Source organism: Aeromonas allosaccharophila (genome assembly GCF_000819685.1).
GTDB classification, from domain to species: Bacteria; Pseudomonadota; Gammaproteobacteria; order Enterobacterales; family Aeromonadaceae; genus Aeromonas; species Aeromonas allosaccharophila.
In genome coordinates, this window is record NZ_CDBR01000027.1 from 1 (window position 1) to 24,490 (window position 24,490).

Annotated in this window: 24 protein-coding genes and 2 pseudogenes; 14 read left to right on the top strand and 12 right to left on the bottom strand. The window is 60.0% G+C overall.

Annotation, left to right across the window (positions count from 1 at the left end):
• The 4 genes and pseudogenes from BN1115_RS22645 to BN1115_RS05925 all read right to left on the bottom strand — a co-directional run.
• A pseudogene (locus BN1115_RS22645) lies at positions 1–320 on the bottom strand (hypothetical protein); the annotation flags it as partial.
• A 206-nt stretch (positions 321–526) separates the two neighbouring features.
• Positions 527–1,192, bottom strand: coding sequence for a hypothetical protein (locus BN1115_RS21250; RefSeq protein WP_128821673.1), 666 nt, complete (start codon positions 1,190–1,192; stop codon positions 527–529).
• A 213-nt stretch (positions 1,193–1,405) separates the two neighbouring features.
• Positions 1,406–1,834 (bottom strand): VOC family protein, encoded by a 429-nt coding sequence (locus BN1115_RS05920; RefSeq protein ID WP_042656450.1) that lies wholly within the window; start codon positions 1,832–1,834, stop codon positions 1,406–1,408.
• A gap of 427 nt (positions 1,835–2,261) precedes the next feature.
• The gene (locus BN1115_RS05925; RefSeq protein WP_042656451.1) at positions 2,262–2,858 is read right to left on the bottom strand and encodes an MliC family protein; all 597 of its coding nucleotides are present in this window, start codon (positions 2,856–2,858) and stop codon (positions 2,262–2,264) included.
• A gap of 291 nt (positions 2,859–3,149) precedes the next feature.
• On the opposite strand from BN1115_RS05925, the gene BN1115_RS05930 reads away from it, so the two are divergent.
• On the top strand, positions 3,150–3,530 hold the full coding sequence (locus BN1115_RS05930; RefSeq protein ID WP_042059136.1) for a hypothetical protein: 381 nt from the start codon (positions 3,150–3,152) through the stop codon (positions 3,528–3,530).
• Between the two features lie 131 nt (positions 3,531–3,661).
• Here the strand turns inward: BN1115_RS05930 and BN1115_RS05935 are convergent, their stop codons facing one another.
• Complete coding sequence (locus tag BN1115_RS05935) at positions 3,662–4,027, bottom strand: DUF2061 domain-containing protein (protein ID WP_042656452.1); 366 nt, start codon at positions 4,025–4,027, stop codon at positions 3,662–3,664.
• A gap of 191 nt (positions 4,028–4,218) precedes the next feature.
• Here BN1115_RS05935 and BN1115_RS05940 point away from each other — a divergent pair.
• Positions 4,219–4,422: pseudogene (locus tag BN1115_RS05940) on the top strand (hypothetical protein); the annotation flags it as partial.
• Positions 4,423–4,528: 106 nt separating this feature from the next.
• Here BN1115_RS05940 and BN1115_RS05945 read toward each other — a convergent pair.
• The 3 genes from BN1115_RS05945 to BN1115_RS05955 are packed head-to-tail and all read right to left on the bottom strand — an operon-like array spanning position 4,529 to position 7,741.
• Entirely contained in the window at positions 4,529–5,383 is an 855-nt protein-coding gene (locus BN1115_RS05945; RefSeq protein ID WP_042656453.1) for a 23S rRNA (adenine(2030)-N(6))-methyltransferase RlmJ, read from the bottom strand.
• Positions 5,377–5,838, bottom strand: coding sequence for a DUF2390 domain-containing protein (locus tag BN1115_RS05950; protein WP_042656454.1), 462 nt, complete (start codon positions 5,836–5,838; stop codon positions 5,377–5,379). The genes BN1115_RS05945 and BN1115_RS05950 overlap by 7 nt, the downstream gene beginning before the upstream one ends.
• Positions 5,831–7,741: an ABC transporter ATP-binding protein gene (locus BN1115_RS05955; protein WP_042656455.1), complete on the bottom strand. Its 1,911-nt coding sequence runs from the start codon at positions 7,739–7,741 to the stop codon at positions 5,831–5,833. The genes BN1115_RS05950 and BN1115_RS05955 overlap by 8 nt, the downstream gene beginning before the upstream one ends.
• Before the next feature lie 154 nt (positions 7,742–7,895).
• Here BN1115_RS05955 and BN1115_RS05960 point away from each other — a divergent pair, with 154 nt between their 5' ends.
• Positions 7,896–8,309, top strand: coding sequence for a CBS domain-containing protein (locus BN1115_RS05960; protein ID WP_042059128.1), 414 nt, complete (start codon positions 7,896–7,898; stop codon positions 8,307–8,309).
• A 128-nt stretch (positions 8,310–8,437) separates the two neighbouring features.
• Here BN1115_RS05960 and BN1115_RS05965 read toward each other — a convergent pair whose 3' ends face one another.
• From BN1115_RS05965 to BN1115_RS05975, 3 genes are all read right to left on the bottom strand, one after another.
• Entirely contained in the window at positions 8,438–10,102 is a 1,665-nt protein-coding gene (locus BN1115_RS05965; RefSeq protein ID WP_042656456.1) for a response regulator, read from the bottom strand.
• Positions 10,103–10,229: 127 nt separating this feature from the next.
• Entirely contained in the window at positions 10,230–10,697 is a 468-nt protein-coding gene (locus tag BN1115_RS05970) for a hypothetical protein (RefSeq protein ID WP_042656457.1), read from the bottom strand.
• A gap of 54 nt (positions 10,698–10,751) precedes the next feature.
• Complete coding sequence (locus BN1115_RS05975) at positions 10,752–12,143, bottom strand: aminotransferase-like domain-containing protein (RefSeq protein WP_042656458.1); 1,392 nt, start codon at positions 12,141–12,143, stop codon at positions 10,752–10,754.
• Between the two features lie 116 nt (positions 12,144–12,259).
• Here BN1115_RS05975 and BN1115_RS05980 point away from each other — a divergent pair, with 116 nt between their 5' ends.
• The 8 genes from BN1115_RS05980 (at position 12,260) to BN1115_RS06015 (ending at position 20,398) form a co-directional block, all read left to right on the top strand.
• A complete protein-coding gene (locus tag BN1115_RS05980; protein WP_042656459.1) occupies positions 12,260–12,856 on the top strand; it encodes a LysE family translocator in 597 nt (198 codons plus the stop codon).
• Between the two features lie 124 nt (positions 12,857–12,980).
• Complete coding sequence (locus BN1115_RS05985; protein WP_005335534.1) at positions 12,981–13,571, top strand: LysE family translocator; 591 nt, start codon at positions 12,981–12,983, stop codon at positions 13,569–13,571.
• Positions 13,572–13,697: 126 nt separating this feature from the next.
• The gene (locus tag BN1115_RS05990) at positions 13,698–14,396 is read left to right on the top strand and encodes an aspartate/glutamate racemase family protein (protein WP_042656460.1); all 699 of its coding nucleotides are present in this window, start codon (positions 13,698–13,700) and stop codon (positions 14,394–14,396) included.
• 130 nt (positions 14,397–14,526) lie between these two features.
• On the top strand, positions 14,527–15,633 hold the full coding sequence (locus BN1115_RS05995) for a 1-acyl-sn-glycerol-3-phosphate acyltransferase (RefSeq protein ID WP_042656461.1): 1,107 nt from the start codon (positions 14,527–14,529) through the stop codon (positions 15,631–15,633).
• A gap of 314 nt (positions 15,634–15,947) precedes the next feature.
• Positions 15,948–16,418 carry a NanQ anomerase/TabA/YiaL family protein gene (locus tag BN1115_RS06000; RefSeq protein ID WP_042059111.1) on the top strand — a complete coding sequence of 157 codons (471 nt, stop codon included), beginning with the start codon at positions 15,948–15,950 and terminating at the stop codon, positions 16,416–16,418.
• 265 nt (positions 16,419–16,683) lie between these two features.
• Positions 16,684–17,883 (top strand): acetate kinase, encoded by a 1,200-nt coding sequence (locus BN1115_RS06005; protein ID WP_005354534.1) that lies wholly within the window; start codon positions 16,684–16,686, stop codon positions 17,881–17,883.
• A gap of 160 nt (positions 17,884–18,043) precedes the next feature.
• Entirely contained in the window at positions 18,044–19,285 is a 1,242-nt protein-coding gene (locus tag BN1115_RS06010; protein WP_042656462.1) for a mechanosensitive ion channel family protein, read from the top strand.
• Between the two features lie 186 nt (positions 19,286–19,471).
• The gene (locus BN1115_RS06015) at positions 19,472–20,398 is read left to right on the top strand and encodes a L,D-transpeptidase family protein (RefSeq protein WP_042656463.1); all 927 of its coding nucleotides are present in this window, start codon (positions 19,472–19,474) and stop codon (positions 20,396–20,398) included.
• Between the two features lie 69 nt (positions 20,399–20,467).
• Here BN1115_RS06015 and BN1115_RS06020 read toward each other — a convergent pair whose 3' ends face one another.
• Positions 20,468–21,361, bottom strand: coding sequence for a VirK/YbjX family protein (locus BN1115_RS06020; RefSeq protein WP_042656464.1), 894 nt, complete (start codon positions 21,359–21,361; stop codon positions 20,468–20,470).
• Between the two features lie 325 nt (positions 21,362–21,686).
• On the opposite strand from BN1115_RS06020, the gene putP reads away from it, so the two are divergent.
• The 3 genes from putP (at position 21,687) to ispD (ending at position 24,415) form a co-directional block, all read left to right on the top strand.
• Entirely contained in the window at positions 21,687–23,204 is a 1,518-nt protein-coding gene (gene putP / locus BN1115_RS06025) for a sodium/proline symporter PutP (protein ID WP_042656465.1), read from the top strand.
• Between the two features lie 208 nt (positions 23,205–23,412).
• Positions 23,413–23,730 (top strand): cell division protein FtsB, encoded by a 318-nt coding sequence (ftsB, locus tag BN1115_RS06030; RefSeq protein WP_005335520.1) that lies wholly within the window; start codon positions 23,413–23,415, stop codon positions 23,728–23,730.
• Positions 23,723–24,415: a 2-C-methyl-D-erythritol 4-phosphate cytidylyltransferase gene (gene ispD / locus BN1115_RS06035; protein WP_042656466.1), complete on the top strand. Its 693-nt coding sequence runs from the start codon at positions 23,723–23,725 to the stop codon at positions 24,413–24,415. Before ftsB ends, ispD begins: the two co-directional genes overlap by 8 nt.
• Positions 24,416–24,490: the final 75 nt, after the last annotated feature.

Sequence of the window (24,490 nt, forward strand, 5' to 3'; positions counted from 1 at the left end):
CGTTCATGATCTTGCCCTGCACTGATCATCTCTGTATAGGGTATGGATACTTTCTGGAAAAAGCGGTTTCTACCTACCACATCCTCGCTCCTCAATTCGACGGAAAACAATCTGGAGGCTTGAGCCATTGCGAACAATACAACGAAGGATGCTAGCAGGATTTTTAAATATTGGTAAAAGAGCCAAGAGCCCAACTCCATGTCGAGTTGGGTTTTGTATGTACTGAGTGCAACAAACCCGACAAAAATCAATGTGATAAATATAAAGAACCGCTTGCTCATAGAGAGTAATGGTTGTTTCCAATTTAATGAATATTCCATTGTTTATTCCAGCTGGATAAAAATAACGTCCACTTAATCAGTGAATGGCAGAAGAGCTCCACCGTGTCAGGAAAGTTTGCTATCGAGATAGTGGGTTATTAGGATTTTTTTGGGGGGGGGCCGATTTATTCGCGATTGTCCGAATACGCTTCGCTATTCGAACCTACGAGTAGCCGTTCAGTTTAAATTCTCTAGCAAACTCATTTTTATGATTTCAATTCGTTAGTAATCCCGAGCGCTAAAGCAACTTCAGTTTGACGTTTAAGACTAAATTGCCATGCTTTTTTACCATCCCCAATTGATACGAATTGTCCATGTAAATCATCTGGCCATTGATGCTGCTCACTTACACCATAAACGATGAATGATTTAGGTGTTCTTTTCTTCATAAATATATCGATGGTAGTTGTATTGATTTCTTTTTTGAGACTTACTTTATCAGTTGATTGTTGTTTTGCACTTTCTTTAATAAGCCGTTTAACTTGCTTGGTTTCTACCGTAGGCATTGTAATCATTTCATCCATTACAATGGATAAATGACGAATAAGTTGCATGGATAAGTCACTGTCACCAATAAAATCTGCTTGAATACCACCAGTTCTGATTTCTCTTTTAAAGGCAGTAAGTTGTTTCCATTGTTCTGGATCGTGATCTTGGGGGAGTGGTTGTTTTGAGAAATATACAAGGGCTGGTCTCTGTTCTTTTATGAAATACTTAATTTCCTCAACAGTCCCTGATTTTTCTGTGCCAGTATTGGATCCTAATCGAGACCAAAAAACAGCAACTATTATGTCGCATTTTTTGACCATTAAATTATTAAGGATGCCTTGTGGTCTATCTCCTTGTAGTGGAGCTGAATCAGATTCCCACATGACAGGGATCAGTGTTTTTTCTTTATCTATACCATTAATAGAGTTCCATGTATGTATTGCGGATTCAACGATTTTTTTTCGTTTGATACATCGGATGGAGAGCCAATAAGAACTTTATATGCAGTGACTGGGATAGGCATTAAAACTCCGAAGTTACATTTGTAGTTAAATAATAAGCAGTGGTTGGCTAATTGATGATATTCATTTCATTTTCTAAAACTGAATTTCTACTGACCCAGCACTGCGCTTTGCCTCGCCGTGATAAACCGCTTCGATATTATTGCCATCCGGATCGAGGACAAAGGCGGCGTAGTAGCCGGGGTGATAATTTCGCTCGCCGGGGGCGCCGTTGTCTTTACCGCCATTGGCCAGAGCGGCCTGATAAAAGCGATCCACCATGGCGCTGTCTTGCGCCTGAAAGGCGAGATGGTGGCGACCGGTCAGTACTCCCAGCGCGGCGGGGCTATCGACAGTGGTGACAAACAGTTCGTCTGCCCAGAAGTAGCCATCACCGGTGCCGCCCAGCGGAATATCGAGGGCGGCCAGGGTCGCGGTGTAAAAGCGCTGGCTGGCGGCGAGATCTTTTACCACCAGCTGGATATGGTCGATCAGCCGACCACGATGCAGGGTTTGTGTTTCCATACACCACCTTGATTTGAATGGTTTGAGTAGGTCATTGGCTTGCCGGTTGCCTGGCGTTGACAGGAAAGGGGTCGGGCAAGATGTGGTATGGCTACCGCCCCTGAATTTCAGCCTCCAGTCTGCTGCGTTTCACCAACGGGATAGGGTTGGCATGGCTCATGAGAGACTCCGACGAGGCGTATGTTGCCAATTGGCTATATTAGCGGCGGGCGTGCTGAGGGAAAGGGGCAGATAGCCGATTCCTGAGCAAGCTCAACAAATTGATTGATAAAGCGGTCGAGTCGGCAGCTGGCGGGATGGTGCAAGCCTTGAGTGGGAGGGCTAAGGTGGGCGGGGAGTGGTGTAGAAGGAGCGGCTTGTGTTGCTCGCCGCTGGTTGGTTTTCAGATTTCAAAGAAGCGGAGCGGCCGTGCCGCTCCCTATCAGATTCACCCCTTGGTCGGATTTTCCATGCAGGTGAGGGTTGGCTGGCCGTAACGCTCCAGCGTGGCGTCGTCCCCCTTGGTGAAGAAGGTGAGGTTTTGCCCTTCATAACGGGCGCCGCTGGCGCTGGGGGCTTCATAGGCGAGCACTTGTTGCTGCTTGTCGCCCTCGCTCAGGTTGATCACCGCGGCGGGCAGCTTGGCATCGTTATAGAAGTAGGTGGAGAGGGTGACGCTCTTGCCGCACTGGTAGTTGATCGGGGTTGGTACCATCAGCTGGCCGCCGCTGATCTGCAACTCGGTGATCCGCAGCCGGTAGTTATCCTCCACACACTGGCGCAGGTCCTGCCCCTTCCAGCAGTCGTTGCGACCCTTGATCCAGCCGCGCTGCATGGCGCGCTCGGTCTTGAGCTGTTCGGGAGAGAGCGCGGCAATTGCCTTGGGGTAGAGGGCCGCCAGTTCGTTATCAAGGGCGGCCAGTCCGGCATCCTTGCAGATCAGGGTTTCGACCGACCCGGAGGCTTTGGCGCAGTCAAAGGAGGGGGTCGCGGCACAGGCCAGCAGAGGGGCAAGCAGCAGAGTGGCAAGCAAGGTCTTGTTCATCGATAGATTCCAGCAATGAGGAGGGCATATCTGCCTACTACAGCACACTCTACAGGGCAATGCAGCAGAGGTGCCGAGCACTTTTTGCGGCGCGGTGCATGCTGGCGAGCGGTTTTGTCGTTGCACTTCGGGGAGGGGAACCCTTGCAGGTTGAGACTTTTATGTGTGCAAAAAAGTCAGGAACGGTCGCTATTTTAAGCATTCAGGTTGGGCTGCGGCATTGCGGTTTCGCGCTGGCCCAAGTGGCGTGCTAGATTGCCGGCTTTTGTTAATTACAAGCAGGCTAAAAATATGTTCAGGTTTTTGCTCGGGGCCCTGATGGCCATCACGCTGTCCGGTTGTGCGGCCATGTTCAACGGCGCAAGCCAGCAGGTTTCCATTCGCAGTCAGGATCCGGATGCGGAGATCTACGTCAACGATATGCTGCTGGGCCATGGCAATGTGATCACCTCGTTCAAGAAGAAAGAGAATTACACCATCACGGTCAAGCGTGCGGATTGCTACTCGGTGACAGTGCCGGTCTCCAAGTCGTTCGATGCCACCACCCTGCTCGGGATCTTTATCGATTTCGGCGTGGTCTCCATTCTGGTGGTCGATGGGGTCGGCACTGGTGCCTGGCAGAAGTTTGATCAGAGCGCCTATATCGTTGACCCACTCTGCAAGAAAGCCTGACAGGCGTTGGTGGGGCATCGGGTGATGCATCCAGATACAGAGCTTTGCTGATGTGAAAAACCCGACACTCCTGGCCGGAATGTCGGGTTTTTTGTGGCCGCGATAAAGGGGGAGGCGGGTTGCCCGGTCGATCAGGCCAGCGCCAGTTGCTGACTGCGGGCGCGCCACAGCCGCTCGTGGAAGAAGAACACCATGGTGTTGATGGCCGGTTCGATCATCGCCATCACGCCGCCGGTGAGCAGCTCGCCGCTCAGCAGGAAGGCAACCCCGAAGGCGACGCTGAAGTGCACCAGTGCGAAGCTGCTGGTCTTGGCCTGCAGGCTGTGGTCTGGCTTGAGCTTGTGCCAGCCAAGGTCATGAAAGTAGAAGGCGACCGTGTTGACGGCGGGCTCGATCAGGGCGATCAGGCTGGCGGTCAGCAGCTCACCGGTCAGCAGGTAGGCCACGGTAAAGGCGACACCGAAGTGCAGGATGGCAAAGCTGATGGTCTTTTTCATGATGGCGGCTCCCTCTGTTGATGGTGAGAGTATCCGCCGAAATGAGATTAAATGAAAACTATTCTCATCTATTGCCAGGATAGAGAGAACCTATCAACGGGCGCGTTGCCGGTGCGGTTCAGCGGTTGCCAATCGCAGCCAAGGCGATAAAGTACAGGTTCTTCACACTTGCCCATGAAAAAGGATCTTTCATGAATATCAATGCCACCCTGCTTGGCCAGTTCATTGCGTTGTTGATGGTCATCGTCGGCGTCATCGCCTGGCGACTGGCGCGCCGCAAGAGCGAGCATCCGGCGCTGGTCACCCTTATCTGCTCCCTGCTCTGCCTGTTTCCGCCCTTTGGCCTGCTGGCCCTGTTGCTGGTTGCGCTGAAACAGGATCTACCTGCCCGCTCATGGGGCGCGCAGGTTCAGGCTGCTGCACACACCGGCCGCACCAATAGCAAAAGCCCCGTGATGGGGCTTTTGCGTTTCAACTCGGTGGTCGCCTTGGGGCGGGGGATTAATCCTCGGCCTTGTTGAGCCACTCCACCTTGTACTGGGCGCCGGCACCCTGCGCCAGCTTGGCACAGAGGGGTTTCAGGAAGGCTTCAATCTGCTCGTCCAGCATCCAGGGCGGGCTGATGATCAGCATCCCTGAGCCGTTCATGCCCCAGTCGGCGGTCTGACCGGCCACTTCCAGCTCGGCCACCAAGACGTTGCCGAAGTTCTCGCGCTTGATGGCGCGCAGCATGTCGCGGGATTTGTCCGCCTCTTGCCCGAGGATCGGATACCAGAGGGCGTAGATGCCGGTCGCCCAGCGTTTCTGCGCCTTTTTCAGGGTATCGACCACGGCGAAGTAATCTTCTTTGAGCTCATAGGGCGGGTCGATCAGCACCAGCCCGCGACGCGGGGTCGGCGGCAGCAGGGCGATCAGCCCCTCGAAGCCGTCACGGTGGTGCACGGCGACGCGAGGGTCATAGCCCATGTTGGCGCGCAGATCGTCCACTTCGTTGTTGTGCAGCTCCATCAGCGCCAGCTTGTCCTGCTCGCGGGAGAGGCGGCGGGAGAGCTCCGGCGAGCCGGGGTAGTAGTGCAGCTCACCGTTCTGGTTCATCTCTTCGATGATGCCCAGATAGGGGGCTATGGCAGACCACTGGGCCCGCTCGTCCCACAGGCGGCCGATGCCGTCGGCATACTCGGCCTTCTTCTGGGACCAGTCGCCGCGCAGGTCGTAGAGACCGCCACCGGCATGGGTGTCCAGCACGATGAAGGGTTTCTCCTTCTTCTTGAGGGACTCGATGATCAGGGCCTGAACGGCGTGTTTCAGCACGTCGGCATGGTTGCCGGCGTGAAAGGCGTGGCGGTAGCTCAGCATATTAGATCTCTGAGGGGGCCCTGCTGGGCACCCAGTAACGATAGATAGTTCAACAAATTGCGGCTGTTGCCGCGAAACAGGGAGAGGCTGCGCAGGGTCTGCAACAGGACGCCCTGCTGCAGCCGCTCCAGCTCCAGCTCATGGGCCAGCATCGACTGATACTCCTGCTCGTCGAGCCGCGCCTTGGCGCTCTGGCGCAGGGTGCGCCACGGGGTCAGCACCGTTTCGGTCTGCACCAGCGCCGGTTGCAGGTCGGTCAGATCGACCACGATGCCGAGTTGATCGAGCCGGTGCAGCAGCAGCGCCAGATTGACGTTGCCCCCCTGCGTCTGCACGGTGAGCCAATCCTGGCTGCGCTCACCATAGACCTTGCCGCTCCAGTGCCAGAAGCCGATCGGCGTCGGCAATTCGTGGACCGCGACCCGCTCGCTTGCCATCAGCTGTTCGTCACGCAAAGAAGGCTTGCTCCATGGTTTCCAGCTCTTCGGAGAGGCTCATCCACTCCAGCTCAACTTCTTCCAGCTGCTCCTTGAGAGGGCCCTGGGATTTGAGCAGCTCGGAGAGCTTGTTCTTGGCGCTCTCTTCGTAGATGGCGGGGTCGGCCAGCTGGCTCTCGATGTCGCCAAGCTTGCCTTGCAGCTTCTCCATGCTCGCTTCGAGTTTTTCCAGCTTCTGGCGCAGGGGACGGGTCGCTTGCCGGAACTCCGCCTCGCGCCGTTTCTGATCCTTGCGTGCTACTGCCGAGTTGGCAGAGACGGGGCCATCCGCCGGTTTGGCGTTGGCCTCTTTCTCCTGCTCGCCGAGCCACTTGTGGTAGTCGTCCAGATCGCCGTCGAACGGCTCGACCCGGCCACCGTGTACCAGATAGAAGTCATCTGTGGTGGTGCGCAGCAGGTGCCGGTCGTGCGATACCACCACCATGGCCCCTTCGAAGCCTTGCAGCGCCATGGTCAGAGCGTGGCGCATCTCCAGATCCAGGTGGTTGGTCGGTTCATCCAGCAGCAAGAGGTTCGGTTTTTGCCAGGTGATCAGCGCCAGCACCAGCCGCGCTTTTTCACCGCCGGAGAAGGGGGCAACCTTGTCGAGCGCCTTGTCACCGTGGAAGCCGAAGCTGCCCAGATAGTTGCGCAGCTCCTGCTCCGATTTGTCCGGCGCGAGGCGGGCCAGATGATCGAGCGGGGTATCGTCGAGGCGCAGGGTCTCCAGCTGATGCTGGGCGAAGTAGCCGATACTGACACCGGCGCTCACCTCCAGCTTGCCCGACAGCGGCGGGTTGGAGCCGGACAGCATCTTGATGAAGGTGGATTTACCGGCGCCGTTGCGACCGAGCAGACCGATACGGGAACCCGGTACCAGATTGAGTTTGATCTTCTCCAGGATCACCTTGTCGCCGTAACCGGCGCTGAGGTTCTCCATGGCGATCAGCGGGGTCGGCAGGGCCGACGGCTCGCGAAACTCGAAGCTGAACTCGGAGTCGGCGTGGGCGGGCAGGATCTTCTCCATCCGCTCCATCGCCTTGAGGCGGCTCTGGGCCTGACGGGCCTTGGAGGCCTTGTAGCGGAAGCGGTCCACATACGCCTGCATGTGGGACATCTCCCGCTGCTGCTTCTCGTACATGGATTGTTGCTGGGCCAGCAGCTCGGCGCGCTGCAGTTCGAAGTCGGAGTAGCCGCCGGTGTATTCGTTGAGCTTGCCGTTCTCGATATGGATGATGCGGCTGATGACCGAATCGAGGAAATCGCGGTCGTGCGAGATCAGCACCAGCGTGCCCTGATAGCCCTTGAGCCACTTCTCCAGCCAGATGACGGCATCGAGATCCAGGTGGTTGGTCGGTTCATCGAGCAGCAGCAGATCGGAGCGGCACAGCAGTGCCTGGGCCAGGTTCAGACGCATGCGCCAGCCACCGGAGAAGCTGCGCACCGGCGAGCTCAGTTGCTCGTCGCTGAAACCGAGGCCGTGCAACAGCTCGGCGGCGCGGGCGCGAATGCTGTAGGCGCCGATGGTATCGAGGCGACCGTGCAGCTCGGCCACCAGCAGGCCGTTGTCATCCTGCTCGGCCTGTACCAGCTGGGCCTCCAGCGAGCGGAACTCCTTGTCGCCGTCGATCACGTACTCGAGCGCCGAGCAGTCGAGCGCCGGGGTCTCCTGCGCGACGCCTGCGATCTGCCAGCCCGCGGGCAGGCTGAAGGTGCCGCTGTCGATGGCCAGCTCGCCCCGTACCAGTGCAAAAAAGGTGGACTTGCCACAGCCGTTTTTGCCCACCAGACCCACTTTGTGGCCGGGGTGAATGGTGGCGGAGGCGTTGTCCAGCAGCTTGCGGCCGCCGCGGATCAGTTCGATTTGACTGGCAACTATCATGGGTGGGATCTGCTTGCTCAAAATGGAGGAGAAAAACTGGCGCGGATCTTACGTGAAATGACGCAGATTTGCACTGTAGCGAAGGGCTGGCCACTGGCTGACGCTGCAAAAACATGCCATAACAGTGAAACCAGTTTGGATACCGGAGGTTAGCATGCATATCAGGGATATTATGACGACCCGAGTCGCCACCGTTTCAATGGATGATCGACTCAGTGTCATCAAGGATATCTTCGAGCAGGCTCACTTTCGCCACCTGCTGGTGCTGGAGGAGGGCGAGCTGGTGGGGGTGATTTCGGATCGGGATCTGTTTCGCGCCATCAGCCCTTACCTCGACTCCGAAGCCGAGATGAACCGCGATACCGAAACCCTCACCAAGCGGGCCCACCAGATCATGAGTCGTCAGCTCATCACCATCGCGTCTCATCTCACGGTGCGCGACGGCGTCAAACTGATGCTGGAGAAGGGGGTCTCCTGCCTGCCGGTACTGGAGAATGGCGCCCTGGTCGGCATCATCAGCTGGAAAGATTTTCTGAAAGTGGCGCTGGAGAGTGACGCGCTGGATTGAACCTGCAGTTCATCGCCACCAGCTGACAGAGAACCAACATGCAGAGAGGGGAGCCAAGGCTCCCCTCTCTCTATTTGAACGCCACTGATAGAGCACCACGGACGCCGCCGGGTAGTGTGCTGTTTGGCTCACGACGACTCGGGTCGCCCCTCGATAAGGCAAGAGGGGCCACTGGCGGAGAGGTGCGGCTGCAGGTGGCTGCGGATCTCGTGCAGGGTGCGGTGGTACTGCTGGGCATGTTGATCGAGAAACGCGGGGCTGTGTTTGAGGCGCCGCTCCAGGGTATCGACCAGTAGTGCCACTCTGGGGGCGGCCATGCCCGCTGGCCAGCAGTGTTGCAGCAGCTCCAGCAGTTGCCAGGCATCGCCGGGCAGGGCGGGGAACTCCTCCAACAGCTGCAAGCCCGCTTGCAGTGCGGTCTGATACTGGCTGGCCTGCATCGCCTTGTGGCGCAGCTGGCGCAGTTCGCTCAGGCGCTGCTCTCTCGCCGTCAGGCGCTGGCCCAGCTCGGTCACCAGATGGTGGAACTGCTGATGGGTGAGCGGGTGGGGCGCCACTCTGGCGCGGTAGTGGGTCAGCTGGGTCAGGTAGCGCCGGGCGTGGTGCGGCAACCCGCAGAACTGGCTGACCGCAAAGCCGAGCAGCAGGGCGAGGTGGTTGTCGTTCCCCTCGTCCGGCTGGTGGTGGGCAATCAGGATCAACGCCTCGTCGAAGCGGTAATCCAGCCCCAGCATCAACGCCTGCAGCAGCTCATATTCGTGGGGGGCCAGCGTGGCGGTGCGTTTGAGGTGCTCCCACTCCTGTTGCAGGGAGCGGATCCGGTTGCTGGAGGGGGCGTGCCACAACACCGCCAGACTGGCATTGAGCATAAAGCTGTCGATGGCGAGCCGAGTACGCTGCTCGCTGAAGTGGCGCAGAGTCAGACTGTTGGCCTGCTCCAGCACCTTCTCCTCATCTTGCAGCACCAGCCCGAGCAGCATCGCCAGCTGATGCCAGCGTGGTTGATGGGGGCGAAGCTGCTGCAGCTCCCCCATGGTTTCCCACGCCGCCAACCAATGCTGCTGGTGCAGTTGGCTGGCGAGTCGCAGCTCCAGCCGGGTGGCGGAGGGCAGCCTGGCCTGATGGCGCTGCAGGTCGGTCTGGGCGCTCTGCAACTTGCCGAGCCCCAGCATGGCGTAGAAGAACCCGGCCCTTGGCCAGCTCGCCTGATATTCGTTGGCACAGAGGGCGTAGTGCTGGGCGGTGGTGACCCGCTCGGCCGATTGCAGCAGCAGGTAGCCCTTGAGCCGATCCAGCCAGGGGGTCAGCTCGCGATGCTCCCGCTGAAACAGCAGGTCTTCGCACAGGGCGGTAGCCAGTTGCCACTCCCGCAACAGAATGGGGGCGGCCAGGGTGCGAGTCAGGCTGCTTAATTTCACCAGCGGGCCGAGCACGGTGGCGAGCTGCCGGGTCATGAAGGGGAGCTGCAGATAGAGGGAGAAGTAGAGATCCGAGGGGAGAAACTCCTGCTCGTTCTGATCGGCATCGAGCAATAGCAAAACGCAACCGGGTTGCAGCAGGCCGAGAAAGTGAGCCTCGTGCAGCAGCCGGGCCCCTTCAAGGCCCTGTTGCTTGTCCTGCTGACAGATGATGGCGTCGAAGGGTTGCTGTTGCAGCAGCGTCAGCAGGCCACTGCGCTCCTGGTTCGGATGGCTGTGGTAGTGGATCCGGTCGGCGGGCACACCCTGTTCGGTCAGTTCCCGGGTGATGGCGCTACGGAGCAGGGCATCCTCTTCGAGCAGCAGTATCGTCATGCACGCACTTCCTTTGAGCAGACCATTGAATGGATCATGGTAGAGCCAAGGCGCACATAGGCCCAGTTTTGGGCGAGTGAAAAGTTGACAGTAGTCAGCAGGGCAATAGATGGCGCATGATGGACAGTTATTGTACTGGTGCGCTGCTGGCCAGGAAGCTGCATTCGGTCTGCCGGATCAGGCGAGATCCATCCCCTCTCGTTCCCTGCCAGTTCAGATCGAGCTGTCCGAGGCGGCCCAGATGGCGCAGTTCAAATTCGTAGCGCTGGCAGAGGTTGTCCTGAGGCAGGGTCGCCATGCTCGCTGGCAGTCGGTATTGATAGTGAAGGATCGGCCCATCCTCCAGCTTGCTGCTGACCGGCACCAGCCCCTCGGCTGTGGGCTGCGGGGCACCCAGATAACGGCGCAAACTGAGCGGTGCATCGATCGCTTTTTGATAGTGCAGGCCGTTCATCGCCGCCAGCTCCTCTTCCAGCCGTTGCAACTCCCCTTCCAGCCCATTGAGCGCAGCCCCCAACTGCTGGTGAGTCGTTGACGAGGCGCAGCCACCCAGCAACAGGGTGGCAAGTAGCAGGGCGGCTCTCATGGGGGGCATGGCTTCTCCTTGGCAATGACGATAAAGAGTGACGGTCAACTCGGCTGGCCCTGACTATAGCAGGGGGTTGCTGGGGGGCGTCCCCTGCAGCAGTTGCGCCAGTCGGGCCAGCCCTTCGCCGACCCGGGCGTCGGTGGCGGGTTGGCTCAGGCTCAGGCGCACCCCTTGCGGGGCGGCAAACTGGCCGGCGGCGAAGTGTTCCCCGCTCGCCACGCCGACGTCAAGGGCATCGGCGGCAGCGGCAAACTGCTGGCTGCGCCAGGGCTCCGGCAGCGGCAGCCAGGCGTGCATACTGCCCGGCTGCCAGCGGGCGGTCGGCAGCAGGTGGTGCAGCAGTTCTCCGCGGCGTTTGAGGATCTCCCGCTGCTGCGCGATGAGCGGCATGATCTGGCGCTGAGAGACCATTTTGCAGGCCAGCTCGATCAATAGCGGGCTCACCATCCAGCTCGACAGCCGCATGGTCTGGGCGAAGGCGCTGCGCAGGGCGGGGGGCGTCAGCACAAAGCCGACCCGCAATCCGCCGCAGGCGATCTTGGCCAGACTGCCCAGATAGATGACCCGCTCCGGTGCCAGATTGACCAGTGGCTCCGGGTGGGGCTCCGGCAGCAGGCCGTTGACGTCATCCTCGATGATCAGCAGATCGTGGCGACGGGCGATTGCAATGATGGCCTCGCGCCGCGCCAGACTCATGATGGCGGTAGTGGGGTTTTGCAGGGTTGGGGTGAGGTAGAGCAGCTTGGCCCGGCGGGTGCGGCAGGCGGCGTCCAGCGCCTCGGGCTGCAGCCCCTCCTCATCCATCGCCAGCCCCACCACCTGATTCTTCAGCTGGCGAGCGTTGCCCAGCATACCGGGGTAGCTCAGCCCCTCGCACAGGATGGTCTCCCCCACGCAACCGGTCGCCAGCAGCGCCAGCATGATGCCGTGCTGGGCGCCATGGCTGAACAGCAGGCGATCCTCACTGCAGGCCACCCCTTGCTCCGTCAACCAGTCGACAAACTGTTGGCGCTGATCCGGCCGTCCCGCCTCCTTGTCGTAGCCGAGCAGGGCGTTGAGATCCCCGTCCGCCACTTCTCCCAGCATGGGGCGGATGATCGCCGCCCGATCCAGCTGCACCGGCAGGTTCTGCCACAGCTCGATGCGATGCCCCTCCTCCTGGCGGATCACCCACTCACTGGCGGGATCCGTGTTTGCCCCGTTGACCCCGCGCGCCTTGACCCAGGTGCCGTGCCCCACCCGGGCGGCCAGCAGGCCGCGTCGCTCCGCCTCGCCGTAGGCGCGGGTGATGGTGCCGACGGTGACACCCAGTCGATCCGCCAGAGATCTGTGGGTGGGCAATCGGGTCTGCGGGGGCAGCTCGCCGCTTGCGATCCCCTGTTCGATCGCCTTGACCAGCTTGAGGTAGAGGGGGCCATCGAAGGCCGCCAGGTCGGGAGTCCAGATTGTCATGGTGACAATAAATCCATTGATCCAAGTTTGTTCCCAATATAGCGTGAATTTCAGCCTATTCACAATCAAATAGCACACATTGTATCGATACAATGTGGCAAGTAAGGAGTCACAATATGACGATGGAGTGGTATGTCACCCTGTTCGGGTTTGCCGTGCTCACCTGCGGTACGCCGGGGCCCAACAACCTGATGCTGACGGCCTCCGGCGCCAACTTCGGGGTGCGCCGCACCCTGCCACATCTGCTCGGGGTGGGGGTGGGGCAGCCGGTGTTGCAGCTGGTTCTGGCGCTGGGGATCTACCCCCTGTTCGAGCGCTGGCCTTTGCTGCGGCTCGGTTTGCAGATCTTCGGCAGCCTCTACCTGCTGTGGCTGGCCTGGCGTATCGCGGTGGCCGGTGCCCCGGGGGATCCGGCCCGACGCGCCCGTCCGCTGACCATGCTGGAGGGGCTGGGCTTTCAGTTCCTGAACCCCAAGGCGTGGATGATGGGGATCTCCGCCATCAGTCTGTTCAGCCTGCCCGGCGCCAGTTACTGGCCGAGTCAGCTGGCGGTGATGACAGTGTTTGTGCTGGTGGCGCTGCCGGTCTGCTTTGTCTGGGTGCTGTTCGGCCATCAGCTGAGCAACTGGATCAGCTCGGATCGGGGCTGGCGGCGGCTCAACGGCTCCCTCGGCCTGCTGACGGCGCTCTGCGTGGTGATGCTCTGGTATTGAGCCGTGTTGCGCCGATGGGCGAGGGGCCGAGAAAGAGGCATTTCTGACTTGTCGCCACGGGGTCGGCTCTGCATATTAGAAGGCTTTCCCCATAACGGGGGCGTTGCATCGACAAGAGGTTGAGATGGATCTGAACTGGTTACTGCCCCTGGCGGGGTTTGCCCTGGTTACCTGCGGCACGCCGGGGCCCAACAATATGCTGCTCACCAGTGCCGGGGCGGCGCAGGGTTTTCGCCGCACGATTCCCCTGCTGGTGGGGGTGGTGGGGGGGATCAATCTGATGATCCTCGCCACCGCGCTGGGGCTCGGCGTGGTGTTCGAGAAGGTGCCGCTGCTGCACGATGGCCTCAAGTTGATCGGCTCGGCCTATCTGCTCTGGCTGGCGTGGAAGGTGGCGACCGCCAGTGGCCCGGCCGAGGGCAACCGGCCGCTTATTCCCGCCCATCAGGGGGCCATGCTGCAACTGCTCAACCCCAAGGCGTGGATGATGGCGCTCTCCGCCATCAGCGGTTTCACTCTGGCGGGGGAGGCTTACTGGCCCTCCGCGCTCTGGGTGCTGGTGATCTTCTTCATTACCGGCCTCTACACCGGGGCGTTCTGGGTGCTTTTTGGTGCCCAGGTGCGGCAAATCATTCGCACTGCCCGGGGTTGGCGGCGTTTCAATCTTGGCATGGGGCTGGCGACGGCTGCCTGTGTCGGGATGATCTGGATTTAGCCCGGGGTTGACCCGGGCCTTTACCGGCTGTCTTGTTGGCCCCGCGGGGCCTTTTTTATCTCGCCCGCGTGACCTTGCCTGCAAGGTGGCGCGGTGCTGCCATCCCTTGGGATGAAAGGAGTTCCTATGAAATGTATCGGTCTGCTGGGTGGCATGAGCTGGGAGTCCACCGTCAGTTACTATCAGGCGCTCAACCGCGGGGTGCGGGCACAGCTCGGCGGTTTGCACTCGGCGCGGGTGTTGCTCAACAGCGTCGACTTTGCCGCTATCGAGCGGCTGCAGCATGCCGGTGACTGGCCCGCCACCGCCCGTCTGCTGGCGGCGGAGGCGCGCAAGCTGCAGGATGGCGGCGCCGATTTCTTGCTGATCGGCACCAACACCATGCACAAGGTCGCCCCCGAGATTGAGACGGCCATCGATATCCCGCTGCTCCATATCGCCGATGCCACCGCGGCCAAATTGCAAGCTGACGGGGTAACCCGGGTCGGCCTGCTCGGCACCCGCTTCACCATGGAGCAGGATTTCTACAAGGGGCGCTTGCAGGAGCGATTCGGGTTGGCGGTGCTGGTGCCCGATGAGGCAGGACGGGATCGGGTGCACAGGATCATCTATGACGAGCTCTGTCTGGGCGAGATCCGCGCATCGTCGCGGGCCGAGTATCTGGCCATTATCGCGGGGCTGGCGGCCGCTGGCGCCGAGGCGGTGATCCTCGGCTGTACCGAGATTGCCCTGCTGGTGGGCGATGCCCGCGCGGCGGTGCCGCTCTACGACACCACCGCCATCCATGCGGAGGCGGCAGTCGCGCTGGCATTGGCATCCGATTAATAAACTGGTCAGATCTCACTATTCTTGCTTGTCACATACCCCTTGCCATAAAAGCGTGTAAAATTGCGCCCTGAATTTTCCCCAGCCAACGCGGGTTGGCTGCGGTTCCCTAGCATGCAAGGCTGACATTGTGACTGAAGTAGATAGATTCGCGGATATCCGTCCCTACCGCGATGAAGAAGTGCCGGCAGCCATCGAACGGCTGATCCAGGATGATGAATTTATCGGCGCCATCGCCAAGTATCGTTTCGGTTCCCTGATGAACTGGTTTGGCTGGGCCATTCGCCCGCTGATCCGCCTGTTCCTGCGTCGCAAGTGGTCAAAGGTGACCACAGTGCATCAGGTCCAGATGGGGGTCACCCGCTATATGTCCCGCATGATCGCCACTTCCACCAAGGGGGTGACCTTCTCCGGGATTGAGCATCTCAAGAAAGAGCAGGGCTATCTGTTTGTCTCCAACCACAGGGACATCGCCATGGATCCGGCGTTCGTCAACTGGGGGCTGCACAGCCATGGCTTCGATACCGTGCGCATCGCCATCGGCGACAACCTGCTGCGCAAACCCTGTGCCACCGAGCTGATGAAACTCAACAAGAGCTTTATCGTCAAACGCTCCGCCAAGGGGCCGCGGGAGATGATGAAGGTGCTGGGCGAACTGTCGGCCTATATCGGCAACTCGGTTCACGAAGGGCACTCCATCTGGATCGCCCAGAAGGAAGGGCGCGCCAAGAATGGCGATGACAAGACCGATCCCGCCATCCTCAAGATGTTCTACGTCGACGGCAAGAAGCAGAAGATCGACTTCGTCGACTACATGCGCAGCCTCAATATCGTGCCGGTCAGCATCAGCTATGAGCTGGACCCGACCGACAAGGCGAAGGCGCGCGAGCTTTACGAGAAGTCGGTCAACGGCAGCTACGAGAAGGGCGAGTTCGAGGATATCGAGAGCATCGTCGCCGGTATTGTTGGCCAGAAGGGGCGGGTACATGTCTCCTTCGGCGCCCCCATCACCGAAGGGTTCAGCGATCCGGACGAACTGGCCGCGCTGATCGACAAGGCGATCTGGAGCAGCTATCGCCTCTTCCCCAGCAACTATCTGGCGGCAGATGTCTCCGGCAAGGCCAATACCATCGAACAGGCCGCCTTCCTGACCCGTCAGTCAGAGGTCCCGGAAGAGCACAAGGCGATCTGGCGTGCGATGTACGCCAAACCGGTGGAAAACGCCGAAAAGGCTTGAATGAAGCCGGTTGTTAAACGGTTTTGCGAAAAAAACGGGCGCTGATGCGCCCGTTTTTGCGTCTGGTCAAAGTCGAGGATGAAAGGGTGGTGAATAATATGGTTTCAGCTGGTACGATCACCATGAAAATGGGATTATGCCTCTTGGCAAGGTGCGTACCAGTGTGTAACAGTGCCCCCATAGCAGAACATGAGCAAACGCTCTAAACTGCTTTGCACGGATTGCAGACGGCATTATTGAAGGACCTGTCACAGGTCCTTTTTCATTGGCTGGCAAAGATGCCGCCCAGATATACCTAACAGGAAACAGACGCCATGATCACCGGTAGCCTGAACACCCTGCAGCGGACGCCGCTGCCCGCCCCGCTGGCCCGTATCATGGCCGAGGTGGTGAAGAGCGTGGCTCACTGGGGTGACGCGCCGCTCGGCAAGACCGAGATCGATGGCCTGAACCTGTTCTGTCTGGTGAGCGAGGATCTGACCGAGCCAGCCGCGGATCGCCGTGGCGAATTCCATCAGCAGTATCTCGATATCCAGCTGCTGCTGCGCGGTGAAGAGTGGATAGGTGTGGGCCCCCACGACTACGTGAGCGACGGCGCCGACCATCCCCATCCCGACCTCTGGTTTGTCGATGACGAGCAGACCAGCTATCTGGCGCTGCAACCGGGGGATTTCGCCATCTTCTGGCCGGGGGAACTGCACCGTCCGCTCTGCACCTTCAACCAGCCCGCCAAGGTGAAGAAGCTGGTGGTCAAGGTACACCGGGATCTGCTGGCCAGCTGCTAAGCGCTATCCTTGGGTGTCAGAGACCCGATCACAGCAGGGCCGCTTGCCCCGTCATGCATTGAAGCGAGTGCTACGCACCAGTGATGCGTTGAAACTCGCAAGAATTGAAACGAGTGATACGCACCCTTAATGCGTTGAAACTCCAAAGAATTGAAAAATTGGGCGCACCCTCCTGCGACCATAAGCCCCCGGCAGGGGAATCCCATCCTCTTTTGGATGACACGACACTGTCGGCATAAAGCCGAAGCACAGGAAGATGTAGAACATGAGCAAGTTGGTATTGATCCTTAACTGCGGTAGCTCTTCCCTGAAATTTGCCGTAATGGACGCCGAAACCGGTGAGGACATGCTGTCCGGCCTGGCCGAATGCTTCAATCTGGATGATGCACGTATCAAATGGAAACTCCACGGGGTCAAGGGCGAAGCCATGCTGGGAGCGGGTGCCGCTCACCAGGAGGCCCTCGACCATATCGTGGGTCACATCCTGCCGCAGGATCCGACTCTTGCAGAGCAACTGGTGGCCATCGGTCACCGTATCGTACACGGTGGCGAGCAGTTCTCCCGCTCCGTACGCATTGATGACGGCGTGATCGCCGGTATCGAAGCCGCCATTCCGTTCGCCCCGCTGCACAACCCGGCGCACCTCATCGGTATTCGCGCCGCGCTGAAAGTGTTCCCGCAGCTGTCCGAGAAGAACGTGGCCGTCTTCGACACCGCTTTCCACCAGACCCTGCCGCAAGAGGCCTACCTCTATGCGCTGCCGCACAAGCTCTACCGCGAACACGGCATCCGTCGTTACGGTGCCCACGGTACTTCTCACCGCTACATTGCGGAAGAAGCCGCAAAAGAGCTGGGCAAGCCGTTGAATGAGCTGAACATCATCAACTGCCACCTGGGTAACGGTGCCTCTGTCTGCGCCATCAAGAACGGCGAATCCGTTGACACCTCCATGGGTCTGACTCCGCTGGAAGGTCTGGCGATGGGTACCCGCTCCGGTGATATCGATCCGGCCGTAGTCTTCTTCATGCACGACCAGCTCGGATACAGCGTGGAGCAGATCAACCACACCCTGACCCGTGAGTCCGGTCTGCTGGGTATGACAGAAGCGAGCAGCGACTGCCGCTACGTCACCACCAACTACGCCACCGACGCCGGTGCCAAGCGCGCGCTGGATGTCTTCACCTACCGTGTGGCCAAGTATGTCGGTGCCTATGCCGCTGCGATGGACGGTCGTCTGGATGCCGTGGTCTTCACTGGCGGTATCGGTGAGAACGCCGCCATGGTGCGCGAGATGGTGCTGAACCGTCTGGCCCTGTTCGGCTTCAAGGTGGACAAAGAGGCCAACAACGCCGCGGTACTGGGTGGCGAAGGTCGCATCACCACCGCCGACAGCCGTTGCGCCATGGTGATCCCGACCAACGAAGAGCTGGTCATCGCCCGCGATGCCCTGAGCCTGGTCTGCTAAGTCAGCCTCGCTTTGAAACAACGCCCGGCCTGTGCCGGGCGTTGTCATTTCTGGCGTACGCCGATTTGACATGGGGGAGGGGAGCGGTACCCTGACCACCACTGTTTTTGCAGCCAGCGGGCTGCCCGGTTCGGGAGAGAGCAATGTTCGGGAGAGAGCAATGAAAGAGGCGTTTTTTAACTGGTTGTCGGGCCTTGGGGTGGAAGTGACCAACCTGATGGCGCTGGTGATCGCGCTGGGCTTTATCGTCATCACCTCGCTGCTGCTGCACATGGCGCTGCACCGGGTGTTGCTGGTCCGGCTGGTGGGGATCCTCGGCAAGGCCAAACAGGTGTGGCTGCCGCCCCAGCTGCAACAGCGCCTCTTCAACCGGCTGGCCTTCGTGCTGCAGGGGGCCGTGCTGCTCGGTCAGGCGGAGATCTGGCTGCCCCGTCAATCGGATAGCCTCAAGCTTATCGAGATGGTGGCCCAGCTCTGGATTCTGCTGTTCCTGCTGCTGGCCTTCTTCGCCCTGCTCGACTGCCTGTTGTCGGTAAGCCGCTACACCCGCCTTGGCCGGGATTTGCCCCTGCGCGGCATCTTCCAGGGGGCCAAGCTGGTAGGCAGCATTCTGGTGGGCATCCTGATGATCGCCCTGCTGCTCGGCAAATCACCGCTGTTCCTGTTCAGCGGTCTGGGTGCCATGACCGCAGTGCTGATGCTGGTGTTCAAGGACCCCATCCTCGGGCTGGTAGCGGGGATCCAGCTCTCCGCCAACCGGATGCTGAGCGTCGGCGACTGGCTGCAGATGGACAAGTACGGTGCCGATGGCGAGGTGACCGACATCGGCCTCACCACGGTCAAGGTGTCGAACTGGGACAAGACCATCACCACCATTCCCACCTATGCCCTGATCTCCGACTCTTTCAAGAACTGGCAGGGGATGACCGAATCGGGTGGCCGCCGCATCAAGCGCAGCGTCAATATCGACATGACCAGCGTGCGCTTTCTGACGGCCGATGAGCAGTTGCAGCTCAAGCAGGCGCAACTGCTGGCACCCTATCTGAGCCGCAAGGAGCAGGAGCTGAGTGCCTACAACCAGCAGCTGAGCGATGCTCTAAGCTGCCCCATCAACGGTCGTCACCTCACCAACCTCGGCACCTTGCGCGCCTATCTGGATGCTTATCTTCGTGCCCATTCCGGCATTCGCAAGGACATGACCCTGATGGTGCGCCAGCTGGCGCCCACGTCAGATGGGCTGCCGCTGGAAATTTACTGCTTTACCGCGACCACCGCATGGGCCGATTACGAAGGGATCCAGGCCGATATTTTCGACCATATCTTTGCCATCATTGAGCAATTTCATCTGCGGTTGCATCAATCTCCCACAGGTTACGACATGCGTGGCTGGCAACGGGGATAAACAGGGAGACCGGGCGGGTCGGGGACGCGTAAAAATCCGCATATTAATCATCGACCCGTCGCCACTTGTCAGTTGAAATTTGCCGTGCAGAGGAGAAAAATGGCGGCCTTCTCTTCGCGCCCCTGATCCCGCTTGATCAGCTGCCAGCCCAGAGACGTCACTTCAAGTCATCATCATGGGAAAGTTATGAAGCTCCTTCGCAATAGTGTGGCAACACTCTGCTACAGCCTGCTGCTGACCGCTGCGCCGGTTTTCGCTGTTGAATATGCTCTGCCTGCGGCCAACAGCCGTCTGGTAGGGGAAAATCTGGAATACGTGGTCCCGGCCGAAGAGAACGGCCAGCCGCTGGAGGCCATTGCGGCGAAATTCCAGCTGGGGCTCACCAACATGACTGAAGCCAACCCCGATGCGGATCCCCTGCTGGTGCAGACCGGCGAGAAGCTGGTGATCCCCCAGCAGCTGATCCTGCCGGATGCACCGCGAGAAGGGGTGGTGCTCAACGTGGCCGAGATGCGCCTCTACTACTACCCCAAGGGTAAAAAAGTGGTGGAAGTGCTGCCCATCGGCATCGGCCAGCTCGGCACCGACACCCCGGAAAACTGGGTGACCAGCGTGCAGCGCAAGAAAGCGGGCCCGACCTGGACCCCGACTGCCAAGATGCATGCCGAATATGCCGCCCGTGGCGAGAGCCTGCCTGCGGTATGGCCGGCCGGTCCGGACAACCCCATGGGTCTGTTTGCCCTTTACATCGGCAAGATGTACGCCATCCACGGTACCAACGCCAACTTCGGCATCGGCCTGCGGGTGAGCCACGGTTGCGTGCGTCTGCGCAACGACGACATCGCCTACCTGTTCAAGCAGGTACCGGTCGGTACTCGCGTCCAGTTCGTCAACCAGCCGATCAAGGCATCTCTCGAACCCAATGGTGTCCGCTATCTGGAAGTGCACCAGCCGCTGTCGCGCAGCGAAGAGGAGTTCAACTCCAAGCTGCCGGCACCGCTGCCGATGACTCCGGCGGTGACCCGCTTCATTGCCCACGCCGACAGCGACTCCCAACTGGTGAAGCAGGCGTTGGAGCAGCGCAACGGCATGCCGATGGCAATCAACCGCTAACGGCAAATCCCCGTTATGACAAAGGGCGAACAGCATGCTGTTCGCCCTTTTTGTTTCTGCTGCGTTGACTCAGCTTCGCAGCAGATTTGCCTGCAGCTCGCTACCGAGCTGGTCGAGCAGCTGATAGCGCGCCTTGTAGCTGGCCCGTTTGCGGGAGGGGATCTCCTCCAGCGTCTTGCGGGGCACTTCCAGCGGCAGGCTCATCCAGAGTTCATCCTGCACGCAGCCCTGATGCTCCTGCCACAAACCGTCGAGATCGAACTTGACCCGATCGGCAGTGCGCTTGCTGCTCTGATAGACGTGGCTTTGGGTGCGGATCCCGAGCAGGCTCTTGCACGCCAGCCCCCGGGCCAGCTCGGCGGCCATATAGACCAGCAGGGACATGGGGCGCAGCCCGCCGCATGCCTTGGTGACCAGCTTGATCTCCTCGCTCTGCCCCTTGCCGCCCTGCAGCGAACAGATCTCGAGGGGCGGGCTGGGTGTAGGGCGCAGATTGAGGGCCATGTAATAGAGCGCCGCGTCACCCAGCTTGAGGGTCAGGCTCATCTCCCCCTCTTTGCCCATGTGGGTTTGGTAATCCAGTTGCAGGGTCAGCGGTGCCGTCAGCTTGTCGCTCTGCCATTGGGCCAGCAGCAGGCCGTGCCCGCTGTAGATTGCCAGCTGTTGCGCCTTGGGCAGCTGACGTGCCAGCTGCTGGTAGTGGCCGCTGATAAGCCCGGCTCGCAGGCGCTTGCGGAGCCCCTTGTGGCGATAGGGGTGGATCGGCTTTTCCAGAATATCGGGGAAGCGGCTGATCGCCTGCGCCAGCAGCGGTTGCTCCTGCTGCTGGCGATAGAGGGCGCGGGCGCCGGGATTGAGCCAGAGACGCCCCACATACTTGGCCCGTCGGATGAGATGACCCGACTCCTCCACCGGATGAAGGCGGCGGGCGAGGGTTCGCAGGTGTGACAGATGAGATGACATGGTGCCGACCTCTGGCTGGTGTGATGAGACAGGGCGGGGAGTGTAGGAGCGGGGCGCTGGCTTGTAAAAAATGGATAGTAACAAAATGTGAAAACAGAACGCTCAGTAGCGGCGGGCGCTGCGATATGGACAATACGACCATGGCAGGAAATCTGGCGCCATCCTCTTGATGCGGCAGATGATTTGATGCGCAAAGGTTTTTATTGTGTTTTGTGTTTGTTAAAAGTGGTTGAGCTGGCGCGAACGGCTGATTAAGCTAGGCCGGTTTTTTAGGGATGAGCCCGTCACCAGAGCGGGCAGAAAATGACACAAAACGGAGTTTTGCATGACAGCTAGCACACCCATGTTAATCACCTTCCTGGTGTATATCCTCGGAATGGTGTTGATCGGCTTCGTCGCCTATCGCGCCACCCGCAACTTTGATGACTACATTCTGGGCGGCCGCCGGATGGGGAGCTGGGTTACCGCTCTCTCCGCCGGCGCCTCCGACATGAGCGGCTGGCTGCTGATGGGCCTGCCCGGCGCCGTCTTCGTCAGCGGCATCTCCGAGAGCTGGATCGCCATCGGTCTGGTCATCGGCGCCTACCTCAACTGGCGCTGGGTAGCGGGTCGCCTGCGGGTGCATACCGAGAAGAACCGCAACGCCCTGACCCTGCCGGACTATTTCACCTATCGCTTTGAAGATCACAGCAAGGTGCTGCGCATCCTCTCGGCGCTGGTGATCCTGCTCTTCTTCACCATCTATTGCGCCTCCGGCGTGGTGGCCGGTGCCCGTCTGTTCGAAAGCACCTTCGGCATGGATTACAACACCGCCCTCTGGGTCGGTGCAGCAGCCACCATCACCTACACCTTCTTCGGCGGCTTCCTCGCGGTGAGCTGGACCGACACGGTGCAGGCAACCCTGATGATCTTCGCCCTGATCCTGACCCCGGTCTTCGTCATCATCGCCGTCGGCGGGGTGGACAGCGCCATGATCGAGGTGGCCGCCAATAGCGCTACCAACCTCGACATGTTCAAAAATCTGGATGTGATCGCCATTGTCTCGCTGATGGCCTGGGGCCTTGGCTACTTCGGCCAACCACACATTCTGGCCCGTTTCATGGCGGCGGACTCCCACCACTCCATGGCCAATGCCCGCCGAATCAGCATGACCTGGATGGTGTTCTGTCTGGCTGGCGCGGTGGCCATCGGCTTCTTCGGGCTGGCCTATTTTGCCCGCTTCCCGGAAGTGGCGGCTGGGGTAACCGGCAACCCGGAGCGGGTCTTTATCGAGCTCTCCAAGATCCTGTTCAACCCCTGGATCGCCGGTGTGCTGCTCTCCGCCATTCTGGCGGCGGTGATGAGCACTCTAAGTTGTCAATTACTGGTCTGCTCCAGCGCCATTACCGAGGATCTCTACAAGCCGTTCCTGCGCAAGAACGCCTCCCAGCGTGAGCTGGTGTGGGTGGGTCGCCTGATGGTGCTGCTGATCGCGGTGATTGCCATCGCCGTTGCCATGAATCCGGAAAACCGGGTGCTGGGGCTGGTGAGCTACGCCTGGGCCGGTTTCGGTGCCGCCTTCGGCCCCGTGGTGCTGCTCTCGGTGCTCTGGCCGCGAATGACCCGCAACGGCGCCCTGGCGGGCATGCTGGTCGGTGCCATCACCGTCATCGTCTGGAAGCAGTTCGGCTGGCTGGGGCTGTATGAGATCATCCCGGGCTTCCTGTTCGCACTGCTGGCCATCGTGGTGGGCAGCCTGCTTGGCGAAGCGCCCTCAAAAGCGATGCTGGAGCGTTTCCGCGATGCCGAGGAGGAGTACAACACTCCGGCCGAGAGCGCGGGAGAGCCGGTCGCGGTGAACTGATCCCCCTTACCGCTTTCTGATTGAGAGCCCCGCCCCCGGACAAGGAGCGCCCTGGTTGGCCATCCTTGCACCGGTTTGGCGGGGCTTTGTGCTATCTGATTCACTCTTGGGCACTTTTTTATGTTCGGCCGGGGGCTCCCGGGTGCTCGCTTTCTTTTGTCTTGGCACCGAATATGGGACACTAGGCCGCCTGAAGGAGACCTAGTGCATGCGGCTATTCACCCTGATCCTGATCCTCCTGCTGGGGGGACTGCAATATGACCTCTGGCTGGGGAAGAACGGGCTATCCGATTATCAGAACCTGTCGGAGGCCATCTCGCAGCAACAGCGGGACAACCAGACTCTCAAGGATCGTAACGACCTCATTTACCGCGAGATAGATGATCTCACCTCTGGCCTCGAGGCCATCGAGGAGTTGTCGCGCAACGATCTGGGTTATATCAAGCAGGGGGAGACCTTCTACCGGATCATCCCCAAAGAGAAAGACAAAGAGACAGCGCCGGACGATGAGCCCTACGATGACTGATGCCAGCCGGGTATCCGGCCTGACGGCGATCGTCCCTGCCGCCGGTATCGGCAGCCGAATGGGGGCCGATTGCCCCAAGCAGTACCTGCAACTGGCGGGTAAAACCATTCTCGAACATACCCTGGAGAGGCTGCTCTCCCACCCGGCCATCGCCCAGGTGATCGTGGCGCTGGCGCCCCATGACCGCTGGTTCGAGGCTCTGCCCGTGGCGGCCGACCCGCGCATTGTGCGGGTAGAGGGAGGCGCCGAACGCGCCTTTTCCGTCCTCAATGGCCTTCATGTGGCGCAAGGGGAGTGGGTGCTGGTGCACGATGCGGCCCGTCCCTGCCTGACTCACGGCGATCTCGATGCGCTGATTGTCGCGGCCATGGGCTGTGGCGGCGCCATTCTCGGCAGTCGGGTGCGCGATACCATGAAACGCTCCGATGGGGAGGGCAATATCATCGCCACCGTCGAGCGCGAGCAGCTCTGGCATGCCCTGACGCCGCAGATGTTCCCGACCCGTGCCCTGAAACGGGCGCTCGAAGAGGGACTGATTCTGGGCGCCGCCATCACCGACGAAGCCTCCGCCATGGAGCGGGCCGGATTCACGGTGCGGATGGTGGAGGGGCGCGCCGACAATATCAAAGTGACCCGGCCGGAAGACTTGTCGCTGGCGGGGCTGTTTTTAAGCCAGCAGGCATAAGCCCCTCAGTCAGAACAGACCGTTCAGAGCAGAGTGCCTCGAACAAACAGGCCCGAACAAGGAGTTAGCATGATC